This window comes from Mycolicibacterium sp. MU0050 (assembly GCF_963378085.1).
In the GTDB taxonomy this organism is placed as follows: domain Bacteria; phylum Actinomycetota; class Actinomycetes; order Mycobacteriales; family Mycobacteriaceae; genus Mycobacterium; species Mycobacterium wendilense.
Map to the genome: position 1 here is coordinate 3,112,361 of NZ_OY726395.1, position 18,042 is coordinate 3,130,402.

Consider the following 18,042-nt stretch of genomic DNA (forward strand, 5'->3'; position numbering starts at 1 on the left):
CCCCATGACCATTGACATCGCACTGCCCCGGTTCGCCAAGATCGGCGCCGGAACCATCGGCGACCTCGCAAACGTCGTCACCCAATTGAACATCCACCGACCAGTCGTGGTAACCGACAAGTACTTGGCGGACACGGGCCAGGCCGAACGGCTCGCCAAGGCGCTGCAGGCCGCAGGATTCGAGGTCGCCGTGTTCTCCGACACCGTTCCCGATCCGACGGTCGCCTCCCTCGCCGACGGACTCGAACTCGTCCGGACACACAACGCCGACGCCATCATCGGCTTCGGTGGGGGCAGCCCCATGGACACTGCGAAAGCCTTGGCGGTGTTGTCGGCCAACGGCGGTGACATCGCCGCGTACAAGGCGCCGAGCAGCTACGCCGGCCCCACGCTACCGATCGTGGCGATCCCGACGACAGCGGGAAGCGGCTCGGAGGCCACCCAGTTCACCGTCATCACCGACGGTGACACCGATGAGAAGATGCTCTGCCCCGGCTTGTCGTTTCTTCCGATCGCCATCGTCGTCGACTTCGAACTGACGCTGTCCATGCCGGCCCGGCTGACCGCCGATACCGGGGTCGACGCCTTGACCCACGCCATCGAAGCCTATGTCAGCCGCCGCGCCAGCCCGTTCACCGACGCCCTCGCGCTCGCGGCCATGAACTCCATCTCGCAGCATCTGCGCCGCGCGTACGCCGACGGTACGGACCGCGAAGCCCGCGAAGCCATGATGTTGGCCTCCACCCAGGCGGGGATGGCCTTCTCGAACTCAAGCGTGGCGCTGGTGCACGGAATGAGCAGGCCTATCGGGGGCCACTTCCACGTCGCACACGGCCTGTCCAATGCCATGCTGTTGCCGGCCATAACGAGGTTCTCCGTGGATCACGCCGTCACGCGATACGCCGACTGCGCGAAAGCCATGGGCGTCGCCAGTGAATTCGCTGGCGATCGCGTCGCCGCGACCGCGTTGGTGTCCGAACTCCAACAACTGTGTATCGACGTAGAGGTGCCCACCCCGCACACCTATGGGATCGACAGGTCCGAGTGGGAGGCACATCTGGATACGATGGCGACCCAGGCGTTGGCGTCCGGGTCGCCCGGCAACAACCCGAGGATCCCGACGCATGAAGAGATCGTGGACCTCTATCGCGAGATCTATTGAGAGCGCACTACTGCAGCTACGTCCGCGTAATCGAGTCGATATGAGCCGCCACTTTCCACCAACGTCAGCTCCAACGCACCCGACACTCGGGTGGTTCCGTTACTCGGAGGGCAGTCGGCCAATAGCGCTGACCGCACAAGACTTCTGCGTGGGTGCACACCGCTCGGCTCCAGGCGCGAGTTGCAGCGTCACCGCGAAAGCGGCGGAGATCGCCCTTTATGGCTGGGATTTCAGCAGTACGCCGCGTCTGTTCAAGCTGACACGCACACCCAGCGTTGTTCGTAATCGCACAAGGGGTCTGCACATATGTGCCTTTACAACGTTCTTCGCCAACGGCCATCATGTATCGAACCGAGTGGGCCATGTCACATACAAGACGGCCAGTGACGCGCAGGCGCGGTCTCGGGACGAAAACCGGATGAGGAGAACGTGATGAGGCAGTCGGTCAAGACGATGGCAGTTGGTGTTGCGGGTTTGTTGGCGGTGGGACTGTCGGCTTGTGGTGGTGGACCCGGCAACGACGGCGACAGCATCAAGGTGGGCGCGGTCTATGACACCAGCGGAGTGCAGCGCGTCGTCGGGCAGTCGATGCTCGACGCGTTGAACCTCGCCGTCGATCAGATCAACGCCGACGGTGGCGTGCTGGGTAAGCAACTCACGGTCAGGTTCTACGACTCCGGCGGCGACATCGCCAACTACAAGCAGTACGCCGAGCAGTTGGCCCTGCGTGACGAGCCGGCGGTGGCCTTCGCCGGCATCAATGGCGCCTCGCGGGCGGCGATTCAACCCATCTTCTCCCGCGCCGGCATCCCCTACATCTACAGCGAACTCAACGAGGGCGGCATCTGCGAGAAGAACACCTTCAGCACCGGTGTCGTGCCGTCGCAGAGCCTGGCGGCGTTGGTGCCGCGGATGCTGAACGAACCGGGCAAAACGGTCTACATCGCCGGTGCCGATTACAACTTCGGCCACATCTCCGGTCAGTGGGGGCGCAAGTTCGCCGAGGAGGCCGGCGCGCGAGTGGTCGGCGAGCGCTACATCCCGCTGGAAAGCTCCGATTTCGGGTCGGTGGTCGATGAGATCCAACGCCTGCAACCAGATCTGGTGCTGTCCTTTTTGGTTGGCGCCAACCACCAGTCCTTCTACAGATCCTTCGCGGCCGCGGGCCTGAACAAGACGACGCCGATCGCGTCGAGCACCTTCGGCACCGACGGTGAGACCGAGGCCCTCAGCGCCGCCGAGCAGGAGAACATCTACGTCGCCTACCCATATATCCAGTCGATCGAGAGCCCCGAAAACACGGAGTTCATCGAGGCTTGGGAGAACAAGTACGGCGCGCTGAAAGCCCCGTTGCCCGACGAGGTCAACTCGGTGTGGAGTGGGCTGCACCTCTGGGCAGAAGCCGTGGAGAAGGCCGGTGAGCTGGACCAGGGCGCGGTGATCGAGGCACTCGAGTCAGGCATCGAGTTCACCGGTCCGGCCGGCCGCATGCAGCTCGATCCTGCCAGCCACAACGTGATCCAGAATGTGAGCATCGGGCGGACCAACGGGCCCGACGGCTACTTCGAGGTCATCGAGACCCGGGAGAACGTCGCGCCATCCTTCGAACAAGAAGTCTGCGACCTGATCTCCAACCCCGACCTCAACGAGCAATTCACACCCACAAGTTGATCCGCCGGCGCGGCGGCCACTGCGGAGGCATCAGACCCGCGGCAACGTCGTATGCGTTGCGCGCAATACGTCTGCGATTCGATCGCCGACCCAACATCAACGAGCAGTACACGACGGCGGAGTGATTTGAACACATGCAATGGGATACAGTAATTAACTTGGCGATCGGGGTCGGGACGGGGGTTTCGATCCTCGTTCTGATCTCGCTGGGCCTGGCCGTGATCTTCGGGATGATGGGCGTGATCAACTTCGCTCACGGGGAATTCCTCATGATCGGAGCTTTCACCACCTACTCCGGGTACAGCATCGGAATTCCGCTGCCACTGGCGATGCTGGTCGCTGCACTGATCGCCGGTTTGCTCGGCATCGTGGTCGAACAGGTGCTGGTGCGACGGTTGTACGGGCGGCTCGAGTCGACGATGTTGGCGACCTTCGGTCTGAGCCTCGTGCTCGTCCAAGTCGCCGTATTGATCTGGGGCACCAGCCCCGCCGGCATCCCCACCCCGTTGGGGGTGGTCTCGATCGGACGGTACTCGGTCAGCATGTACCGGATCGTGCTGATCGTGGCCGCGGTCGGGTTGCTCGCGCTCGTGTGGTGGGTGTTCGTCAAGACCGGATTCGGTCTGCGGGCCCGGGCCGCGGCGCTGGACGCGGAGACGGCGGCGTCGGTGGGCGTCAATGCGGCCCGCACCAACATGTGGACTTTCGGTCTGGGCGGCGCACTGGCCGGAGCGGGCGGGGCGCTGTTGGCTCCCATCGTGGCTGTCTCGGCGAACATGGGATCGGTCTACATCGCCCAGGCTTTCATGACGGTGGTCGTCGGTGGACCAGGGGTGATCACCGGAACCGTCAGCGCGGCCGGTCTGCTCGGCACGGTCCAACGCGCGGCGTCGGACCTGTTCGCACCCTTGATCGGGATCGCCGCACTGCTAGTCGTGGCGCTGGTACTCGTCCGGGTGCTGCCGAACGGCATCTCGGGCCGACTGAGGAGAGACCTGTGAGAACTTTTGAGGCGCGGTGGCGCACTCTGCTCGCCCCACGCGGAGCCTGGTGGCGCAGTTGGCTGTCCGTGGCGATCAGCATCGTGGTGGTCCTGGTGCTCTCGCACACGGTGAGCCAGTTCGAACTCCGGCAGTGGACCAGCTGGTTGGCCCTGACGGTCCTGACATTGAGCTTGGTGTGGGTGTGGGGCCATGCGGGTGTATTCAGTTTCGGCCAAGTGCTGTTCTTCGGCATCGGGGCCTACGCCTACGGCGCGGGATCGATCAACCTGGTCGACCGCACCGGAGAGACACTCAGCTCCCTGATCATCGGAATGGTCGCCGCGGTGGTGGTGGCGGCGATCCTCGGCTACTTCCTGTTCTACGGCGATGTTTCAGGGGTTTACGTCGCGATCGCGACGCTGGCCGCGACCTTGGTGGCGTTCACGCTCATGGCGAGCACCGCAGATCCCAGCTACGCGATCGGTGACGCGCGGCTGGGCGGATACAACGGGATGAGCGGCATCGCGCCGATCACGCTGCCCGGCGGTTACGAACTCGCCATCGCGCAACTGTTCGTCTTCACGGCGGTCACCGCGATTTTGGTCGCCTTCGGGGTGTTGGTGTTGCAGCGCAGCCCCTTTGGTCGCGCTGCGCGTGCGCTGCGTGAGAACGAGGCCCGAACGACGTTGGTAGGCTTCGACACTCGCCTCCACAAGCTGATGGTCTTTGTCATCGGCGGCGCGATCGCAGGCCTGGCCGGGGGCTTGTACGCCGCCTGGGGCGGGTTCGCAGACCCTTCACTGTTCGGGCTGGAACAGGCCACCCTCGTGGTCGCGTGGAGCCTGGTCGGTGGCCGGACGTCGGTTCTCGGCGCCTTCGTCGGCGTCTTCGGCCTGCAGCAGCTCACCACCAGTGTCACGTCGACCGGAACGAATGTGACGCCCCTGGTAGTCGGTGCGGTGCTCATCCTGATCGTGCTGGTGCTACCCCGCGGCGTAGTCCCGACCCTCACGGACCTGTTGACGACGTGGCGGCGGCGCGAGGACTCGAGCGAGCCCGTCCACGACGCTGTCGCCGTCGACGAACGTGGGCTACCCTCGGCCGCGTTGGCCGGTCGGGCGCTGTCCCTACGGGCCGAGAACGTCGAGAAGGCATTCGGTGGCGTCAAGGCGGTGGCGGGCGTCGACTGGAGTATCGACGGCCCCGGGGTAGAGGCGTTGCTCGGCCCCAACGGTGCCGGCAAAAGCACGCTGTTCAACCTGTTCGCCGGTTCCTATACACCAACCGCCGGCAAGGTGTATCTTGACGGACGGGACATCTCGCGATGGCGACCGAACCGCCGTACTCGTGCGGGGATGTCCATCAAACGTCAGGTGCCGAGCCTTTTCGGCGGGTTGTCGACACGGGAGAACCTGTGGCTCGCAGCCTATGGCAGCGGCAAGAGCGCCGCGGAATCGACCCAGGTGGCCGACGAGTTCGTCCGCTGGCTCGGACCGGCTGCGAATGTGGAAGAGGTGCAGGTCCTCGCCCACGGTCAGCAGCAGTGGCTCGACATCGCGATGGCCCTGACCGCCTCGCCGTCGGTGTTGTTGCTCGACGAGCCCACCGCGGGCATGGGTCGCGAGGAGAGTTCTCAGATCGCCCGGGTCGCACGACAATTGGGCGAACAGATCCCGGTGATCGTCGTGGAGCACGACATGGAGTTCGTCGAGGAACTCGGCGCGCCGATCACGGTCCTGGACCGGGGACGGACGTTGGCCCGCGGAACGCTGGAAGAGATCAAGAGCAACGACGACGTCTTGGAGGTGTACCTTGGCCGCACAGTCAGTACTGAGCGTTGAGGGACTGCACGCCGGTTACGGGAAGACCAAGATAGTCGAGGACGTCTCGTTCGAATTGGCAGCCGGATCGGTGCTGGGTGTCCTCGGTCGCAATGGCGTGGGCAAGACCACGACCTTGAAGGCCATGATGGGACACCTCCCTCATACCGGATCGGTGCGTCTCGACGGGGTGGACCTGTCTCGGCTCAAGGCTCACGAACGAGCCGCTGCCGGGTTGGCCTACGTCCCGCAGGGACGTCGGATCTTCGCCAGTCTGTCGGTGGAGGACAACATGCGGATCGCGGTGCCGCGAGCGCGTCGCTCCGCGTGGCAAGCCGAAGTCGAGAACATGTATGACCAGTTCCCCATCCTCGCCGAGAAACGGCGTCAGGCCGGCGGACAACTCAGTGGCGGACAGCAACAGATTCTTGCTTTGGGCCGGGCCCTGATCGCCCAGCCGAAGGTGATCTTGCTGGACGAACCCTCCGAGGGCATTCAGCCGTCCATCGTCGAGCAAATCGGTCAGACCATCGGCACACTGTGCACGGAACGCGAGATCGCTGTCGTCCTCGTGGAGCAGAACTTGGGCTTCGCGACCTCCGTCTGCGATACCGTCGTACTAATCGACTCGGGCCGTATCGTCATGCGGACCGAACCACAGACGATCGCCGACGACAGGGAACTTCAGCTGCAGTACCTGGGAGTGTGATTGCGGCGGCAAAGCGCTGCCGGAACACCGTCGGCAGCGGGCAAGATGACCGGCGGTTTACGCGTGAGGAGCCCTGAGCAGGTCTTGGAGACTCCGGAGGTGATGCCACAGGTCAGCGCCGACGACCTGCTCGTGGCATTGACAGTAGCGAGGTCTGGGAGCTTCAACGCTGCTGCCGGCATCTTGGGCGTCACTCACACGACGGTGTCGCGTCGGGTGAACAACCTCGAGAAGGCGCTCCGGAGCCGGGTTTTCGTACGGTCGGCGGAGGGGTGGGTGCCAACCGAGTCCGGCCAGACGGTCATCACCGCTGCCGAAGAGATCGAACGCGCACTGGGCAGACTCGGACAAACGGGTCAGGTCGCCACGGTGGTACGAGTAGGCGCTCCGGACGGGCTCAGCTCATTCTGTGTGGCTCCGGCGATGGCGAGGCTCGCCCGGGAACGCCCACAGTTCAGCTTCGAGTTGATCTCGGCTACAAGGTCTTGGCGCCAAACGAGATCGGATCTCGACATCGAGATCGTCATCGGTCGTCCTGCTGTGAATAATCGCGCCGACATGGTCCACGTGCGCGATTACAGCCTGGCCCTCTACGCTACGGACGCTTATCTTGCGGAGCACGGCGTACCGGAGAGCTTGTCGGACCTTGCCGCCCACACGGTGATCTACTACATCGACTCGGCACTGCAGGTCGATGACCTCGACAAGGCGACGGATCTGCTTCCCCAGTCGGCAAAGGCCCTGAGGTCGACATCGGTTCTCGTACACGTCCAGTCCGCTGTGGCCTCGGCTGGTATCGGGTTACTCCCCGACTACCTGGCCGGTCGCGAGCCCAGCCTTCGCGCCGTGCTGCATCACCAATTCAGGCACCCGCTGAGTTACTGGGCAGTTGTCCGGCGAGATTCCTACCGAAACCCGATGGTACAACTGGCTCTACGCGCGATCGTGCGCGAAGCTGCGTCCGGGACGGCCGCGGACTCCGAGCTTCACTGATTGCCGCCACCCACCAACTCCTTGCCCCCGCAGGCCCTGCGGGATCACCTGGGTGATGCCGTCGCCGGCCCAGGTTGATGTCGTCGAGCGCGGCCTCCACCTCGTCCATCACATAGGTCGGCGACGGGCGGGCCCGGAAGATCGCGACCAGCATTGCCACCGCGGTCCGCGACTTCTCGCCGCCGGAGAGCAGGGACAGCCGCTTGACCTGATGTCCGGCGGACTCGAACCGCTAGCGCCTTTCCTGGCTGTCGAGGGCTTCCGCGACCCGCTGCAGGAGCGCGTTCACCTCGGCGGCGGCATAACCGAGCTGGCCGAGGGCGGGGCTGTCGAATCGCGCGGCGCGGACCTCCGCCGCCGTCAGCCCCCGACCGGTATCGAGGCGGGTGGCCACCGCGTCGAGGAAATCATCGACCTGGCTCTCGCGATAGCCGTCCCGCCGTCGCCGCCACCGCGACGGCGGGCTGAACGTCGCGTTGCGCACATCGTCGGCGGTGAGTCCACCCGCGGACCGGGTCGGCGCGGCCGTGGGCGGGCTGGGCGGCCGCATCGACTCCAGCGTCCTGACGATGCGGTCCAGCAGGAGGTCGACCTCTTCCTCCCGGTAACCCCGCTTCCCCAGCGGCGGTTTGCCGAACCGCGTCTCGGCGACCTCGGCCGCGGTCAGGTTGTCGCGCCCCTCCATCCGGTTCACGACGCGATCCAACAGGGCGTCCACCTCGTCACAGTTGTATCCACGTCGACCGATCCTCGGGGCGCTGAAGACCGCCGATCGCACTTCTTCGGCACTACTCAGCAAACTCGGATAGTCGTCCATGGCTGCTGATGCTAAAGCGCCGGCCCCCTGCACGAAGCACTAACCGCCGCTACCGACCAACTCCTGGCCCCGCAGCCGCTGCGAGATCACCTGGGTGATGCCGTCGCCCTGCATGGTGACGCCGTAGAGGGCGTCGGCGACCTCCATGGTCGGCTTCTGGTGGGTGATGACAATCAGCTGGGACTTTTCCCGCAACTGCTCGAACAGCCCGATCAGCCGGCGCAGGTTGACGTCGTCGAGCGCGGCCTCCACCTCGTCCATCACATAGAACGGCGACGGGCGGGCCCGGAAGATCGCGACCAGCATCGCCACCGCGGTCAGCGATTTCTCGCCGCCGGAGAGCAGGGACAGCCGCTTGACCTTCTTGCCGGGCGGGCGGGCCTCCACCTCCACCCCGGTGGTCAGCATGTCCGACGGATCGGTCAGCAGCAGCCGGCCCTCCCCGCCCGGGAACAGTGACGAAAACACCTGGCTGAACTCGCGTTCCACGTCCGCGTAGGCCTCGGTGAACACCTGCAGGATGCGGGCGTCGACGTCCTCGACCACGTCGAGCAAATCCTTGCGGGCGGCCTTGACGTCCTCGAGTTGGGTCGACAGGAAGTTGTAGCGCTCCTCCAGCGCGGCGAACTCCTCGAGCGCGAGCGGGTTGACCCGGCCCAGTTCGCGCAGTTCCTTCTCGGCGCGTTTGGCGCGGCGTTCCTGGGTCGGCCGGTCGTACGGCATGGGCGCCGGCGCAGTCACCTGTTCGCCGCGCTCGCGGGCCTGCTCGTATTCGGCCATCTCCAGCTCGGTGGGCGGCAGCGGCACCTCGGGTCCGTACTCGGCGACCAGGTCCGTGGCCGCCATCCCGAACTGCTCCAGCACCTGCTCCTCGAGTTGCTCGATGCGCAGCGCCGCCTGCGCCTTGGCCACCTCGTCGCGGTGCAACGAGTCCGTCAGCGCCGCGATCCGGGCACTGAGCGCGTCGACCTCTTCGCGGGCGGCCGTCAGCGCCGCGGCGCGCTGCTGACGTTCGGCGGTGAGCCGGTCGCGGTTGCGCGCGGCCGCGCCCACCACACCGGCGAGTCGCTGCGCCACCTCGCGCCCGGCGGCCGCCACCGTCGCGGCGACGGCGGCGGCGTGCTCGCGGGCCGCGGCGGCCTGCTGCGCGCGCACCCGGGCCTCGCGTTCGGCGGCCGCCGAGCGGCGCAGCGAATCCGCCCGTCCCCGAACGGCATTCGCGCGTTCCTCGGCGGTACGCACGGCCAGCCGGGACTCCACCTCCACCGCGCGGGCCGCGTCGGCGGCCGCGGCCATCTGCTCGCGGTCCACCGGCTCGGCATCGCTCTCCGCCGGGGTTTCCTGCGCGTTGCGCAGCCGGGTCTCCAGCTCGGCGAGCTCGGCCAGGGTCTCACCGCGGCCGGCCTCGAGTTCCTCGCGCTGCTGCATCTGCCGGCGCCATTCGATCTCGGCGAGCCGCGCCTCCTGCCCGAGCCGGCCCAGCTGTTCGTAGATCGAGGAGATGGCGGCGTCGGACTCGTTGAGCGCCGCCAGCGCGTGCTCGGCCGCATCGCGCCGGGCCGCCTGCTCGGCCAGCGCCCCGGACAGCGCGGCGCCCAGTTCGGCGGTCTGGGTCTCGGCGGCGGCCAACTCGGCGCGCGCCTTCTCGATGGTGGAGGTGATCTCCAGCGTCGAAGGCTTGCGGTCCGAACCGCCGCTGACCCAACCCGGGCCCACCAGGTCACCCTCGAGGGTCACCGCCCGCAGCCGCGGCCGGTCGGCCACCAGATCCAGCCCGGCGCTCAGGTCCTCGACCACCACCACGTCGGCGAGCATCGCGGTGATCGCCCCGCGCAGCCGCGCCGGGGTCTCGACGAGGTCCAGCGCCCACTGCGCCCCGGCGGGCAGCGATTCGCTCGCCCGCGCCGGTTCCGGCCAGTCCCCCACCACGATCGACGCGCGGCCCCCGTCGGCGCTCTTGAGCGCCTCGACCGCCGATCGCGCCGCCGACGAGGACTCAGCGGCCATCGCGTCGGCCACCGATCCCAACACCGCGGCCAGCGCGGGCTCGTAGCCCGAGCGCACCTTCAGCAGGTTGGCCACCGACCCGAAAAGTCCGTCGCCGCTGCGGTTTTCGGCCAGCCAGGCCGAACCGTCCTTGCGGTCCAGGCCGACCGACAGCGCCTCGATGCGGGCCAGCAGCGAGGCGACCAGACGTTCGGCGCCGCGTTCGGCCGCCTGCAGTTCGGCCACCCGCTCGTCGGCCAGCCGCAGCGCCGCCACGCTGCGGTCGTGGTGCTCGTCGAGCCCGAGTTCGCTCTGATCCAGCTCGCCGACCCGGCTCTGCACGGTCTCGAACTCGGCCTGGGCGGCCTCCATCCGCCCGGCGGCGTCCTCGATGCCCTGGGTGAGCCGCCCCACCCGCTCGTCGATCGACTCGACGCGGGCCCGCATGGTCTCCACCTGCCCGGCCAGGCGGGCCAAACCCTCCCGGCGATCCGCCTCGGCGCGCACCGCGGCCATGTGCGCGCGCTCGGCCTCGGCGGCCACCTGCTCGGCGCGGGTCAGCTCGGCGCGGGCGGCCTCGGCCCGGATCCGGGCCTGTTCGAGCTCGTCGAGCAGCTCCTGTTCCAGGGCGGCAACCTCGTCGGCCTCGGCCTCGAGCTCCTCGGGATCCCGCCCGCCGGTCTGGACCGGCTCGGCCTCCAGCAGCTGCGCGCGTTCGGTCGCGATCCGCACCGTCGCGCCGACCCGCTCGGCCAACGCCGAGAGCCGGAACCAGGTTTGCTGGGCGGCGTCGGCGCGCTCGCTGAGGCTGCCGACCGCGCTCTCGTGCGCACCCAGCTCCTCGAGGGCGGCCGCGTGCCGTTCGGCGGCCTCCTCGTGCTCCTTGCGCAGCATGGCCTCGGTGCCGCCGACGCCGTCGAACTCGGCCTGGCGCTGCACCAGGTCGTCGGCGGCCAGCCGCAGCCGGGCGTCGCGCAGGTCGGCCTGGATGGTCTGGGCCCGGCGCGCCATCTCGGCCTGGCGGCCCAGCGGTTTGAGCTGCCGTCGCAGCTCGGTGGTCAGGTCGGTCAGCCGGGCCAGGTTCGCGGCCATTCCATCGAGCTTGCGGACCGCCTTTTCCTTGCGTTTGCGGTGCTTGAGCACCCCGGCGGCCTCTTCGATGAACGCGCGCCGATCCTCGGGGCGCGATTCCAGGATCTGCGAAAGCCGGCCCTGTCCCACGATGACGTGCATCTCCCGGCCGATGCCGGAGTCGCTGAGCAGTTCCTGGACGTCCATCAACCGGCAACTGCTGCCGTTGATCTCGTATTCGCCGGCGCCGTCGCGGAACATCCGCCGGGTGATCGACACCTCGGAGTAGTCGATGGGCAGTGCGTTGTCGGAGTTGTCGATGGTGACGGTCACCTCGGCGCGGCCCAGCGGCGCCCGCGAGGACGTGCCGGCGAAGATGACGTCCTCCATCTTGCCGCCGCGCAGCGTCTTGGCGCCCTGCTCGCCCATCACCCAGGCCAGCGCGTCGACGACGTTCGATTTGCCGGACCCGTTGGGGCCGACGACGCAGGTGATTCCGGGCTCGAAACGCAGAGTCGTCGGCGAGGCGAAGGACTTGAAGCCCTTCAACGTCAGACTCTTGAGGTGCATGGCGTGCCAGCGTACCGGCCGCGGTTGGCTCAGCGTTCGACGAAACCCTCGATCGGCGCGGGATTCTGCGACCAGTCCCAGACCACGTTGTCGACCGTGCCGGGGGTCGACGGCCCGCGCAGCAGCTCGAGCAGCCGCTCACAGGCCTCCCGGGACCCCTGGGCAACCACCAGCACCCGGCCGTCGGCCTGGTTCTTCGCGTAGCCCGTCAACCCCAGTTCGAGCGCGCGGGACCGCGTCCACCAGCGGAAACCCACGCCCTGGACGTGACCGTGCACCCACGCCGTCAACCGCGTGGCGGCGTCGGCGGGGCCGGTCATGACGCGGTGTCGGCAATCTCGAAGCTGACCTCGGTGCCGGATTTGAGCGTGCGCCCCACCGTGCAGACCTGGTCGATGGCCCGGTTGACCACGACGCGCAGCCGCTCGGCCTCGGCCTCGGTGAGCCCCGACAGGTCGAGCACCAGGGTCTCCGACAGGTGCGGGTAGCGCTCCTGTTCCCGGTCGGCCGGGCCGGAGACCTCGATCGTGGCCTGGTAGTCGTCGCCGAGCCGACGGGCCAGCGGCGCGTCGCTGCTCATCCCGCTGCAGGCCGCCAGCGCGATCTTCATCAGCTCGCCCGGGGTGAACACGCCGTCGACGTCCTCGGAGCCGACAAGCACCTCGGCCCCGCGCGAACTGCGCCCGGTGTAGCGGCGGGCGCCTGTGCGCTCGACCCACAGTTTGGTCATGCTTGCTCCTTTGTTGTGCGCCGCACCCGCGGGCGCGGCTGGCAGCGTGGACAGTAGAACGACGAGCGGTTCATGAACTTCTCCCGCCGGATCAGCGCGCCGCAGCGCCGGCACGGCTCCCTCTCGCGCCCGTAGGCGTCCAGGGACCGGTCGAAGTACCCGGACTCCCCGTTGACGTTGACATACAGCGCGTCGAACGACGTCCCACCCTGCGCCAGCGCCTCCTGCATCACCTCGGCGGCGGCGTTCAGCGCCTCCCGCAGCTGGGGCCGGGTCAGTTTCTCCGCCGGCCGCGCGCCGTTGATCCGGGCGCGCCACAGCGCCTCGTCGGCGTAGATGTTGCCGATGCCGGAGACCACCGTCTGGTCGAGCAGCTGGCGTTTGATCTCGGAGTGCTTGCGCCGCAACACCGTAACCACCGCATCGGGGTCGAACAGCGGGTCCAGCGGGTCGCGGGCGATGTGCGCGACGGGCTCGGGCAGCACCGAACCGTCGACCTCGACCAGGTCGGCGAGCTGCCAGCCGCCGAAGGTGCGTTGATCGACGAAACTCAGGGTGGTGCCGTCGTCGAGCAGGGCGGCGATCCGGACGTGATCGGAGCGCGGCACCGGACCGATCAGCATCTGGCCGCTCATCCCGAGGTGCACCACCAGCGCCTCCTCGGTGGACAACACCAGCCAGAGGTACTTTCCGCGCCGGCCCGTCTCGATGATCCGGGCATCGAGCAGCCGCGCGGTCAGATCCGCGGGCCCGGCCTCGTGGCGGCGCACGGCGCGCGGGTGGTGCACGCGCACCGCGCTGATCGACCGGCCCAGGACGTGGCTCGCCAGGCCGCGACGGACCACCTCCACCTCGGGCAGTTCCGGCATGTCAGCCCTGGTCCAGCGCAGTCCACGCCGTGGCGGCCGCCTTCTGCTCGGCTTCCTTCTTCGACCGGCCCACCCCGGCTCCGTATTCGGTGTCCATCACCACGACGGTGGCGGTGAACTGCTTGTCGTGGTCCGGCCCGGTGGCGGTGACCAGGTAGGTCGGCGTCCCGAGGCCGCGCGCGGCCGTCAGTTCCTGCAGGCTGGTCTTCCAGTCCAGCCCGGCCCCCAGTGTCGGCGCGGTGTCGAGCAGGGCGCCGAACAGCCGCAGGATGACCTCGCGGGCCACCTCGATGCCGTGCTCCAGATACACCGCGCCCAGCAGCGACTCCATGCCGTCGGCCAGGATGCTGGACTTGTTGGCACCGCCGGTGTTCATCTCGCCGCGGCCCAGCAGCAGATGCGCCCCCAGACCGTCCTCGGTCAGCCCGCGCGCGACGTCGGCCAGGGCCTGGGTGTTCACCACCGAGGCACGCAGCTTGGCCAGATCACCCTCGGAGCGCTCCGGGTGCCGGTGGAACAGTTCGTCGGTGATGGTCAACCCCAGCACGGCGTCGCCGAGGAACTCCAACCGCTCGTTGGTGGGTAGACCCCCGTGTTCATAGGCGTAGCTGCGGTGGGTCAGGGCCAGGGTCAGCAGCTCCCCGGGCAGGTCGACACCGAGCGCGTCGAGCAACGGCTGCGTCGTCGACTCCGCCATCTCGGGGGTATTCGTCATTCGGAATCCTGGGACGGATCAACAACTTTCAGATCGGCGAGCTTGGCCCAGCGGGGATCGATCAGTTCGTGTGAATGCCCCGGTTCGGCGTCGGCCATGACGATGCCGCACTGCGGGCACAGGCCCTGGCAGTCCGGCGAGCACACCGGCGACAGCGGCAACTCCAGCCCGACGGCGTCGATGATCGCCTGCTCAAGGTCGACGGTGTCGTCGACCACGTGGCCGACCTCGCCCTCCTCGCTGCTCTGTTCGGTAGCGCTGTCGGGGTAGGCGTAGAGCTCGGTGAGGTCGATGCGCACGGTGGACGTCATGGGCGTCAGACACCGCGAGCATTCGCCGGCGGTCGGGGCGGTGACGCTGCCGGTCACCAGGACGCCCTCGGAGACCGATTCCAGCCGCAGATCGAGGTCCAGCGGCGCGCCGGCCTCGATCGCGAGCAGGTCGAGTCCGATGCGGATGGGACTCGCAACGGTCTCGGTGATGGTGGTCATGGACCCGGGGCGCCGCCCCAACCTCGACACATCGAAGGCCAACACCGAGCGTGGCTGCCGTTGCGTTGCCGCCGCCCGTGCACGTGACATAGTTTTCGATTCTACTTGCGCGGCCCGGACGGCCCCGCGACAGCTTGTCCGAATCACCGGGATTATTAGTCCGCGGGCCCCCTCGACCGGCCCTGGGCCACACCGAATGCCGTGGCCCGCCCGGCGCGGTCGGGCGCACCCGGCGCCCCCGCGCGCAGCACGCCCCCACAATGGCGGTCGTGACAATCAAGCTGCACTGGTTTCTTCCCACCTACGGCGACAGCCGCTCGATCGTGGGCGGCGGGCACGGCACCCCGGTCGGGAGCGCCCACAGCGACCGCGAGGCCAGCATCGACTACCTGGCGTCGATCGTGCGGTCCGCCGAGACGTTCGGTTTCACCGGGGCCCTGATCCCGACCGGCGCGTGGTGCGAGGACGCCTTCGTCACGGCCGCGCTGTTGGCCCGCGAGACCTCGACGCTGGCCTTCCTGGTGGCGTTTCGTCCGGGTCTGATCAGCCCGACGCTGTCGGCCCAGATGGCCGCGACGTTCGCGCGCCACGCGCCGGGCCGCATCCTGCTCAACGTCGTCGTCGGCGGCGAGGCCCACGAGCAGCGGGCCTTCGGGGATTACCTGGACAAGGACGGCCGCTACGAGCGGGCCGACGAATTCCTCGACATCGTCCGCCGGCTGTGGGCCGGCCAGACCGTCAGCACGACCGGCAACTACATCTCGGTGGATCAGGCCGCCCTGGCCCAACCGCCCAGCCCGGTGCCGCCGCTGTACTTCGGCGGCAGCTCGCCGGCCGCGGGGCCGGTGGCCGCCCGCCACGCCGACGTCTACCTGACCTGGGGCGAGCCACCCGAGGCGGTCCGGGAGAAGATCGCCTGGATCTCGGCGCTCGGCGAGCGGGAGGGCCGCAAGCTGCGCTTCGGCATCCGGCTGCACACCATCTCGCGGGACAGTGCGGCCGAGGCCTGGGCCCAGGCCGACCGGTTGATCGCCGCCCTCGACGACGACACCGTGCGCAAGGCGCAGGCCGGGCTGGCCCGCAGTCAGTCCGAGGGGCAGCGCCGGATGTCGGCTCTGCACGAGAAGCACCGCGCCGCGGGCTCCTGGCACGACGCGCGCAGCCTCGAGATCGCGCCGAACCTGTGGTCCGGCGTCGGGCTGGTGCGGGGCGGCGCGGGTACGGCCCTGGTCGGTAGCCACACCGAGGTCGCGGACCGCATTGCCGAATACGCCGCCGTCGGCATCGACGAATTCATCTTCTCCGGGTACCCGCACCTCGAGGAGCTGTACTGGTTCGGTGAGGGCGTGGTGCCGATTCTGCGCGAGCGCGGGCTGTTCGACGCGGGCATCCCCGAGCGGTCGGCGGCGGCGCCGATTCCGTTCGTCGGGGCCGCGCGGTGACGACCCAGGCGCTCGAGGTCGCGCGCGACCTGGCCGACACCTTCGCCGCCGGCGCCGCCGAGCGCGACGCGCATCGCGAACTGCCGACCGAGGCGGTCCGGGCGCTGAAATCTTCGGGGCTGCTGGCGCTTTCGGTCCCGGTCAAGTTCGGCGGTCTGGGCGTGCCGGCGACGGTGCTGACGGAGGTGTTCCGGCTGTTCGCCGCGGCGGACCCGTCGTTGGCGCAGATTCCCCACTCGCACTTCACCTTTCTGGAGGCGCTGCGCCTGCAGGGTTCGCGGTCTCAGCAGTCCTTCTTCTACGGCCTGGTCCTGGACGGGGCGCTGCTCGCCAACGCGCAATCGGAGCGCGGGCCGCACCCCATCGACGTGGACACCACCCGCCTGACCCCCACGCCGTCGGGCGATTTCGTGCTCGACGGCCGAAAGTTCTATTCGACCGGCGCGCTGTTCGCCGACTGGCTGGTGGTGCGGGCCTCGCTGTCCGACGGCACGCTGGACACCCCGACGGCGGCCACGCCCAAGGTGATCGCGTTCGTCCCGGCGGACGCCCCGGGCGTCGAGGTGGTCGACGACTGGGACGGCATGGGGCAGCGCACCACGGCCTCGGGCACCGTCACCCTGGACCGCGTCGCCGTGCCGCCCGACCATGTCGTGGGTTTCAGCGACATCTTCGGCGTCCCGACCCTGTACGGGGCGCGAGCCCAGTTACTGCATGCCGCAATCGATGTCGGCATCGCCACCGGGGCACTGGCGGAGGGGGTCCGGCAGGCGGGCCGCGCCCGGCCGCACTTCGAGGCGAACGTGGGCGCGGCGGCCGAGGACCCCACGCTGATCGCGGTGGCCGGTGAGTTGGCCGTCACGGTGCGCGGCGCGCAGGCGCTGCTCGGCGAGGCGGCCCGCCAGGTCGAGGCTGCGGCGGCGCACCTGACCGCCGATACCGCGGCCGCCGCGTCGGTCGCGGTGGCCACGGCCAAGGTCGCCGCGGTCCGCGCTGCCCTGGAGGCCTCCAGCGCCCTGTTCGAACTCGGTGGCACCCGCAGCGCTACCGCGGCCGGAAACCTGTCGCGGTTCTGGCGCGACGCGCGCACCCACACCCTGCATGACGCGACGCGCTGGAAGCTGCAGCACATCGGCCGCTACACGCTGTCGGCGACGCCCCCGCCGCGGCACGGCCAGCTGTAGGGGTTTCCCCTCAGCGCTGCACGTAGTCGTGCGTACCCGCGGCCGTGCGCAGCTGGTGGCGGCCACGGCTGACCGAGCGCAGCGTGCCGTTGAGGTGGTCCTCGAACTCGGCCAGCTTGTTGTCGACGTAGATGTCGCACTCGCCGCGCAACCGGTCGGCCTCGGCGTGGGCGGCGTCGATCAGCCGGGTGGCCTCGGCGGTGGCCGAGTTGACGACCTCGGTCTGCGACACCAGGCGCTGCTGCTCCTTGATGCCTTCCTGGACGGCCTTCTCGTACGACAGGTTGCCGCTTTCGACCAGGCGATCCGCCTCGGCCTGGGCCCGGCTGATGCTGGCCTCGTAGTCGCGCTTGGCGACCATCGACAGCCGGTTGGCCTCCTCGGTGGCCTCCCCGACCATCCGCTCGCAGTGCTGGCGGGCCTCGGCGACCATCCGGTCGGCCTGGGCTTTCGCGTCGGCGAGCAGCCGGTCGGCCTCGGCGCGGGCGTGGTTCAGCGTCGAGTCGGCCTCCTGGGTCGCGGAGGCGACCATGCCGTCGGCGTGTTGTTTGGCGTCGCGCAGCATGCCGTCGCGCGCGTCGAGGACGTCCTGGGCATCGTCGAGCTCACCCGGGATGGCGTCCTTGATGTCGTCGATCAGTTCCAGCACGTCACCGCGGGGCACCACGCAGCCGGCCGTCATCGGGACGCCACGGGCCTCCTCGACGATGGCACCCAATTCATCGAGAGCTTCGAATACTCGGTACACGGCGCAACCCTCCAGGTTGTATCCCACACGGATGTTGTTACTAGTGTGCCTGGTGTTATGCCTGTGACTGTGTTGGCGACG

The 18,042-nt window shown here is 68.5% G+C and carries 16 protein-coding genes and 1 pseudogene; 8 read left to right on the forward strand and 9 right to left on the reverse strand.

What is annotated here, in order from left to right:
* The first annotated feature begins 4 nt into the window (after positions 1-4).
* The 6 genes from R2K23_RS14710 to R2K23_RS14735 all read left to right on the forward strand — a co-directional run bounded on the left by R2K23_RS14710 (position 5) and on the right by R2K23_RS14735 (position 7,338).
* The gene (locus R2K23_RS14710; RefSeq protein WP_316510337.1) at positions 5-1,162 is read left to right on the forward strand and encodes an iron-containing alcohol dehydrogenase; all 1,158 of its coding nucleotides are present in this window, start codon (positions 5-7) and stop codon (positions 1,160-1,162) included.
* 432 nt (positions 1,163-1,594) lie between these two features.
* Complete coding sequence (locus tag R2K23_RS14715; RefSeq protein WP_316510338.1) at positions 1,595-2,833, forward strand: ABC transporter substrate-binding protein; 1,239 nt, start codon at positions 1,595-1,597, stop codon at positions 2,831-2,833.
* Positions 2,834-2,991: 158 nt separating this feature from the next.
* Positions 2,992-3,834 (forward strand): ABC transporter permease subunit, encoded by an 843-nt coding sequence (locus R2K23_RS14720; RefSeq protein ID WP_316510339.1) that lies wholly within the window; start codon positions 2,992-2,994, stop codon positions 3,832-3,834.
* Entirely contained in the window at positions 3,831-5,657 is a 1,827-nt protein-coding gene (locus tag R2K23_RS14725) for an ABC transporter permease subunit (RefSeq protein WP_316510340.1), read from the forward strand. The genes R2K23_RS14720 and R2K23_RS14725 overlap by 4 nt, the downstream gene beginning before the upstream one ends.
* Complete coding sequence (locus R2K23_RS14730) at positions 5,629-6,345, forward strand: ABC transporter ATP-binding protein (protein ID WP_316510341.1); 717 nt, start codon at positions 5,629-5,631, stop codon at positions 6,343-6,345. The genes R2K23_RS14725 and R2K23_RS14730 overlap by 29 nt, the downstream gene beginning before the upstream one ends.
* Before the next feature lie 63 nt (positions 6,346-6,408).
* Positions 6,409-7,338, forward strand: coding sequence for a LysR family transcriptional regulator (locus R2K23_RS14735; RefSeq protein ID WP_316510342.1), 930 nt, complete (start codon positions 6,409-6,411; stop codon positions 7,336-7,338).
* A gap of 64 nt (positions 7,339-7,402) precedes the next feature.
* On the opposite strand, the pseudogene R2K23_RS14740 reads toward R2K23_RS14735, so the two are convergent.
* From R2K23_RS14740 to R2K23_RS14775, 8 genes and pseudogenes are all read right to left on the reverse strand, one after another.
* Positions 7,403-7,555 (reverse strand): annotated as a pseudogene (locus tag R2K23_RS14740) (AAA family ATPase); the annotation flags it as partial.
* Positions 7,556-7,570: 15 nt separating this feature from the next.
* A complete protein-coding gene (locus tag R2K23_RS14745; protein ID WP_316510343.1) occupies positions 7,571-8,155 on the reverse strand; it encodes a DivIVA domain-containing protein in 585 nt (194 codons plus the stop codon).
* A 39-nt stretch (positions 8,156-8,194) separates the two neighbouring features.
* Positions 8,195-11,782, reverse strand: a complete 3,588-nt coding sequence (gene smc / locus R2K23_RS14750) for a chromosome segregation protein SMC (protein WP_316510344.1) — start codon at positions 11,780-11,782, stop codon at positions 8,195-8,197.
* Between the two features lie 29 nt (positions 11,783-11,811).
* Positions 11,812-12,102: an acylphosphatase gene (locus R2K23_RS14755; RefSeq protein WP_316510345.1), complete on the reverse strand. Its 291-nt coding sequence runs from the start codon at positions 12,100-12,102 to the stop codon at positions 11,812-11,814.
* Positions 12,099-12,512 (reverse strand): OsmC family protein, encoded by a 414-nt coding sequence (locus tag R2K23_RS14760; RefSeq protein ID WP_316510346.1) that lies wholly within the window; start codon positions 12,510-12,512, stop codon positions 12,099-12,101. Before R2K23_RS14760 ends, R2K23_RS14755 begins: the two co-directional genes overlap by 4 nt.
* Positions 12,509-13,381 (reverse strand): bifunctional DNA-formamidopyrimidine glycosylase/DNA-(apurinic or apyrimidinic site) lyase, encoded by an 873-nt coding sequence (mutM, locus tag R2K23_RS14765; RefSeq protein WP_316510347.1) that lies wholly within the window; start codon positions 13,379-13,381, stop codon positions 12,509-12,511. Before mutM ends, R2K23_RS14760 begins: the two co-directional genes overlap by 4 nt.
* 1 nt (position 13,382) lies before the next feature.
* Positions 13,383-14,078 (reverse strand): ribonuclease III, encoded by a 696-nt coding sequence (gene rnc, locus R2K23_RS14770; RefSeq protein ID WP_316517293.1) that lies wholly within the window; start codon positions 14,076-14,078, stop codon positions 13,383-13,385.
* Between the two features lie 14 nt (positions 14,079-14,092).
* Positions 14,093-14,677: a YceD family protein gene (locus R2K23_RS14775; protein WP_316510348.1), complete on the reverse strand. Its 585-nt coding sequence runs from the start codon at positions 14,675-14,677 to the stop codon at positions 14,093-14,095.
* Positions 14,678-14,856: 179 nt separating this feature from the next.
* Here R2K23_RS14775 and R2K23_RS14780 point away from each other — a divergent pair, with 179 nt between their 5' ends.
* Together R2K23_RS14780 and R2K23_RS14785 are read left to right on the forward strand one after the other, a co-directional pair.
* The gene (locus tag R2K23_RS14780) at positions 14,857-16,029 is read left to right on the forward strand and encodes an LLM class flavin-dependent oxidoreductase (protein ID WP_316510349.1); all 1,173 of its coding nucleotides are present in this window, start codon (positions 14,857-14,859) and stop codon (positions 16,027-16,029) included.
* Positions 16,026-17,213: an SfnB family sulfur acquisition oxidoreductase gene (locus R2K23_RS14785; RefSeq protein ID WP_316510350.1), complete on the forward strand. Its 1,188-nt coding sequence runs from the start codon at positions 16,026-16,028 to the stop codon at positions 17,211-17,213. Before R2K23_RS14780 ends, R2K23_RS14785 begins: the two co-directional genes overlap by 4 nt.
* 10 nt (positions 17,214-17,223) lie before the next feature.
* On the opposite strand, the gene sepIVA is transcribed toward R2K23_RS14785, so the two are convergent.
* On the reverse strand, positions 17,224-17,961 hold the full coding sequence (gene sepIVA, locus R2K23_RS14790) for a cell division protein SepIVA (protein WP_316510351.1): 738 nt from the start codon (positions 17,959-17,961) through the stop codon (positions 17,224-17,226).
* Positions 17,962-18,042: the final 81 nt, after the last annotated feature.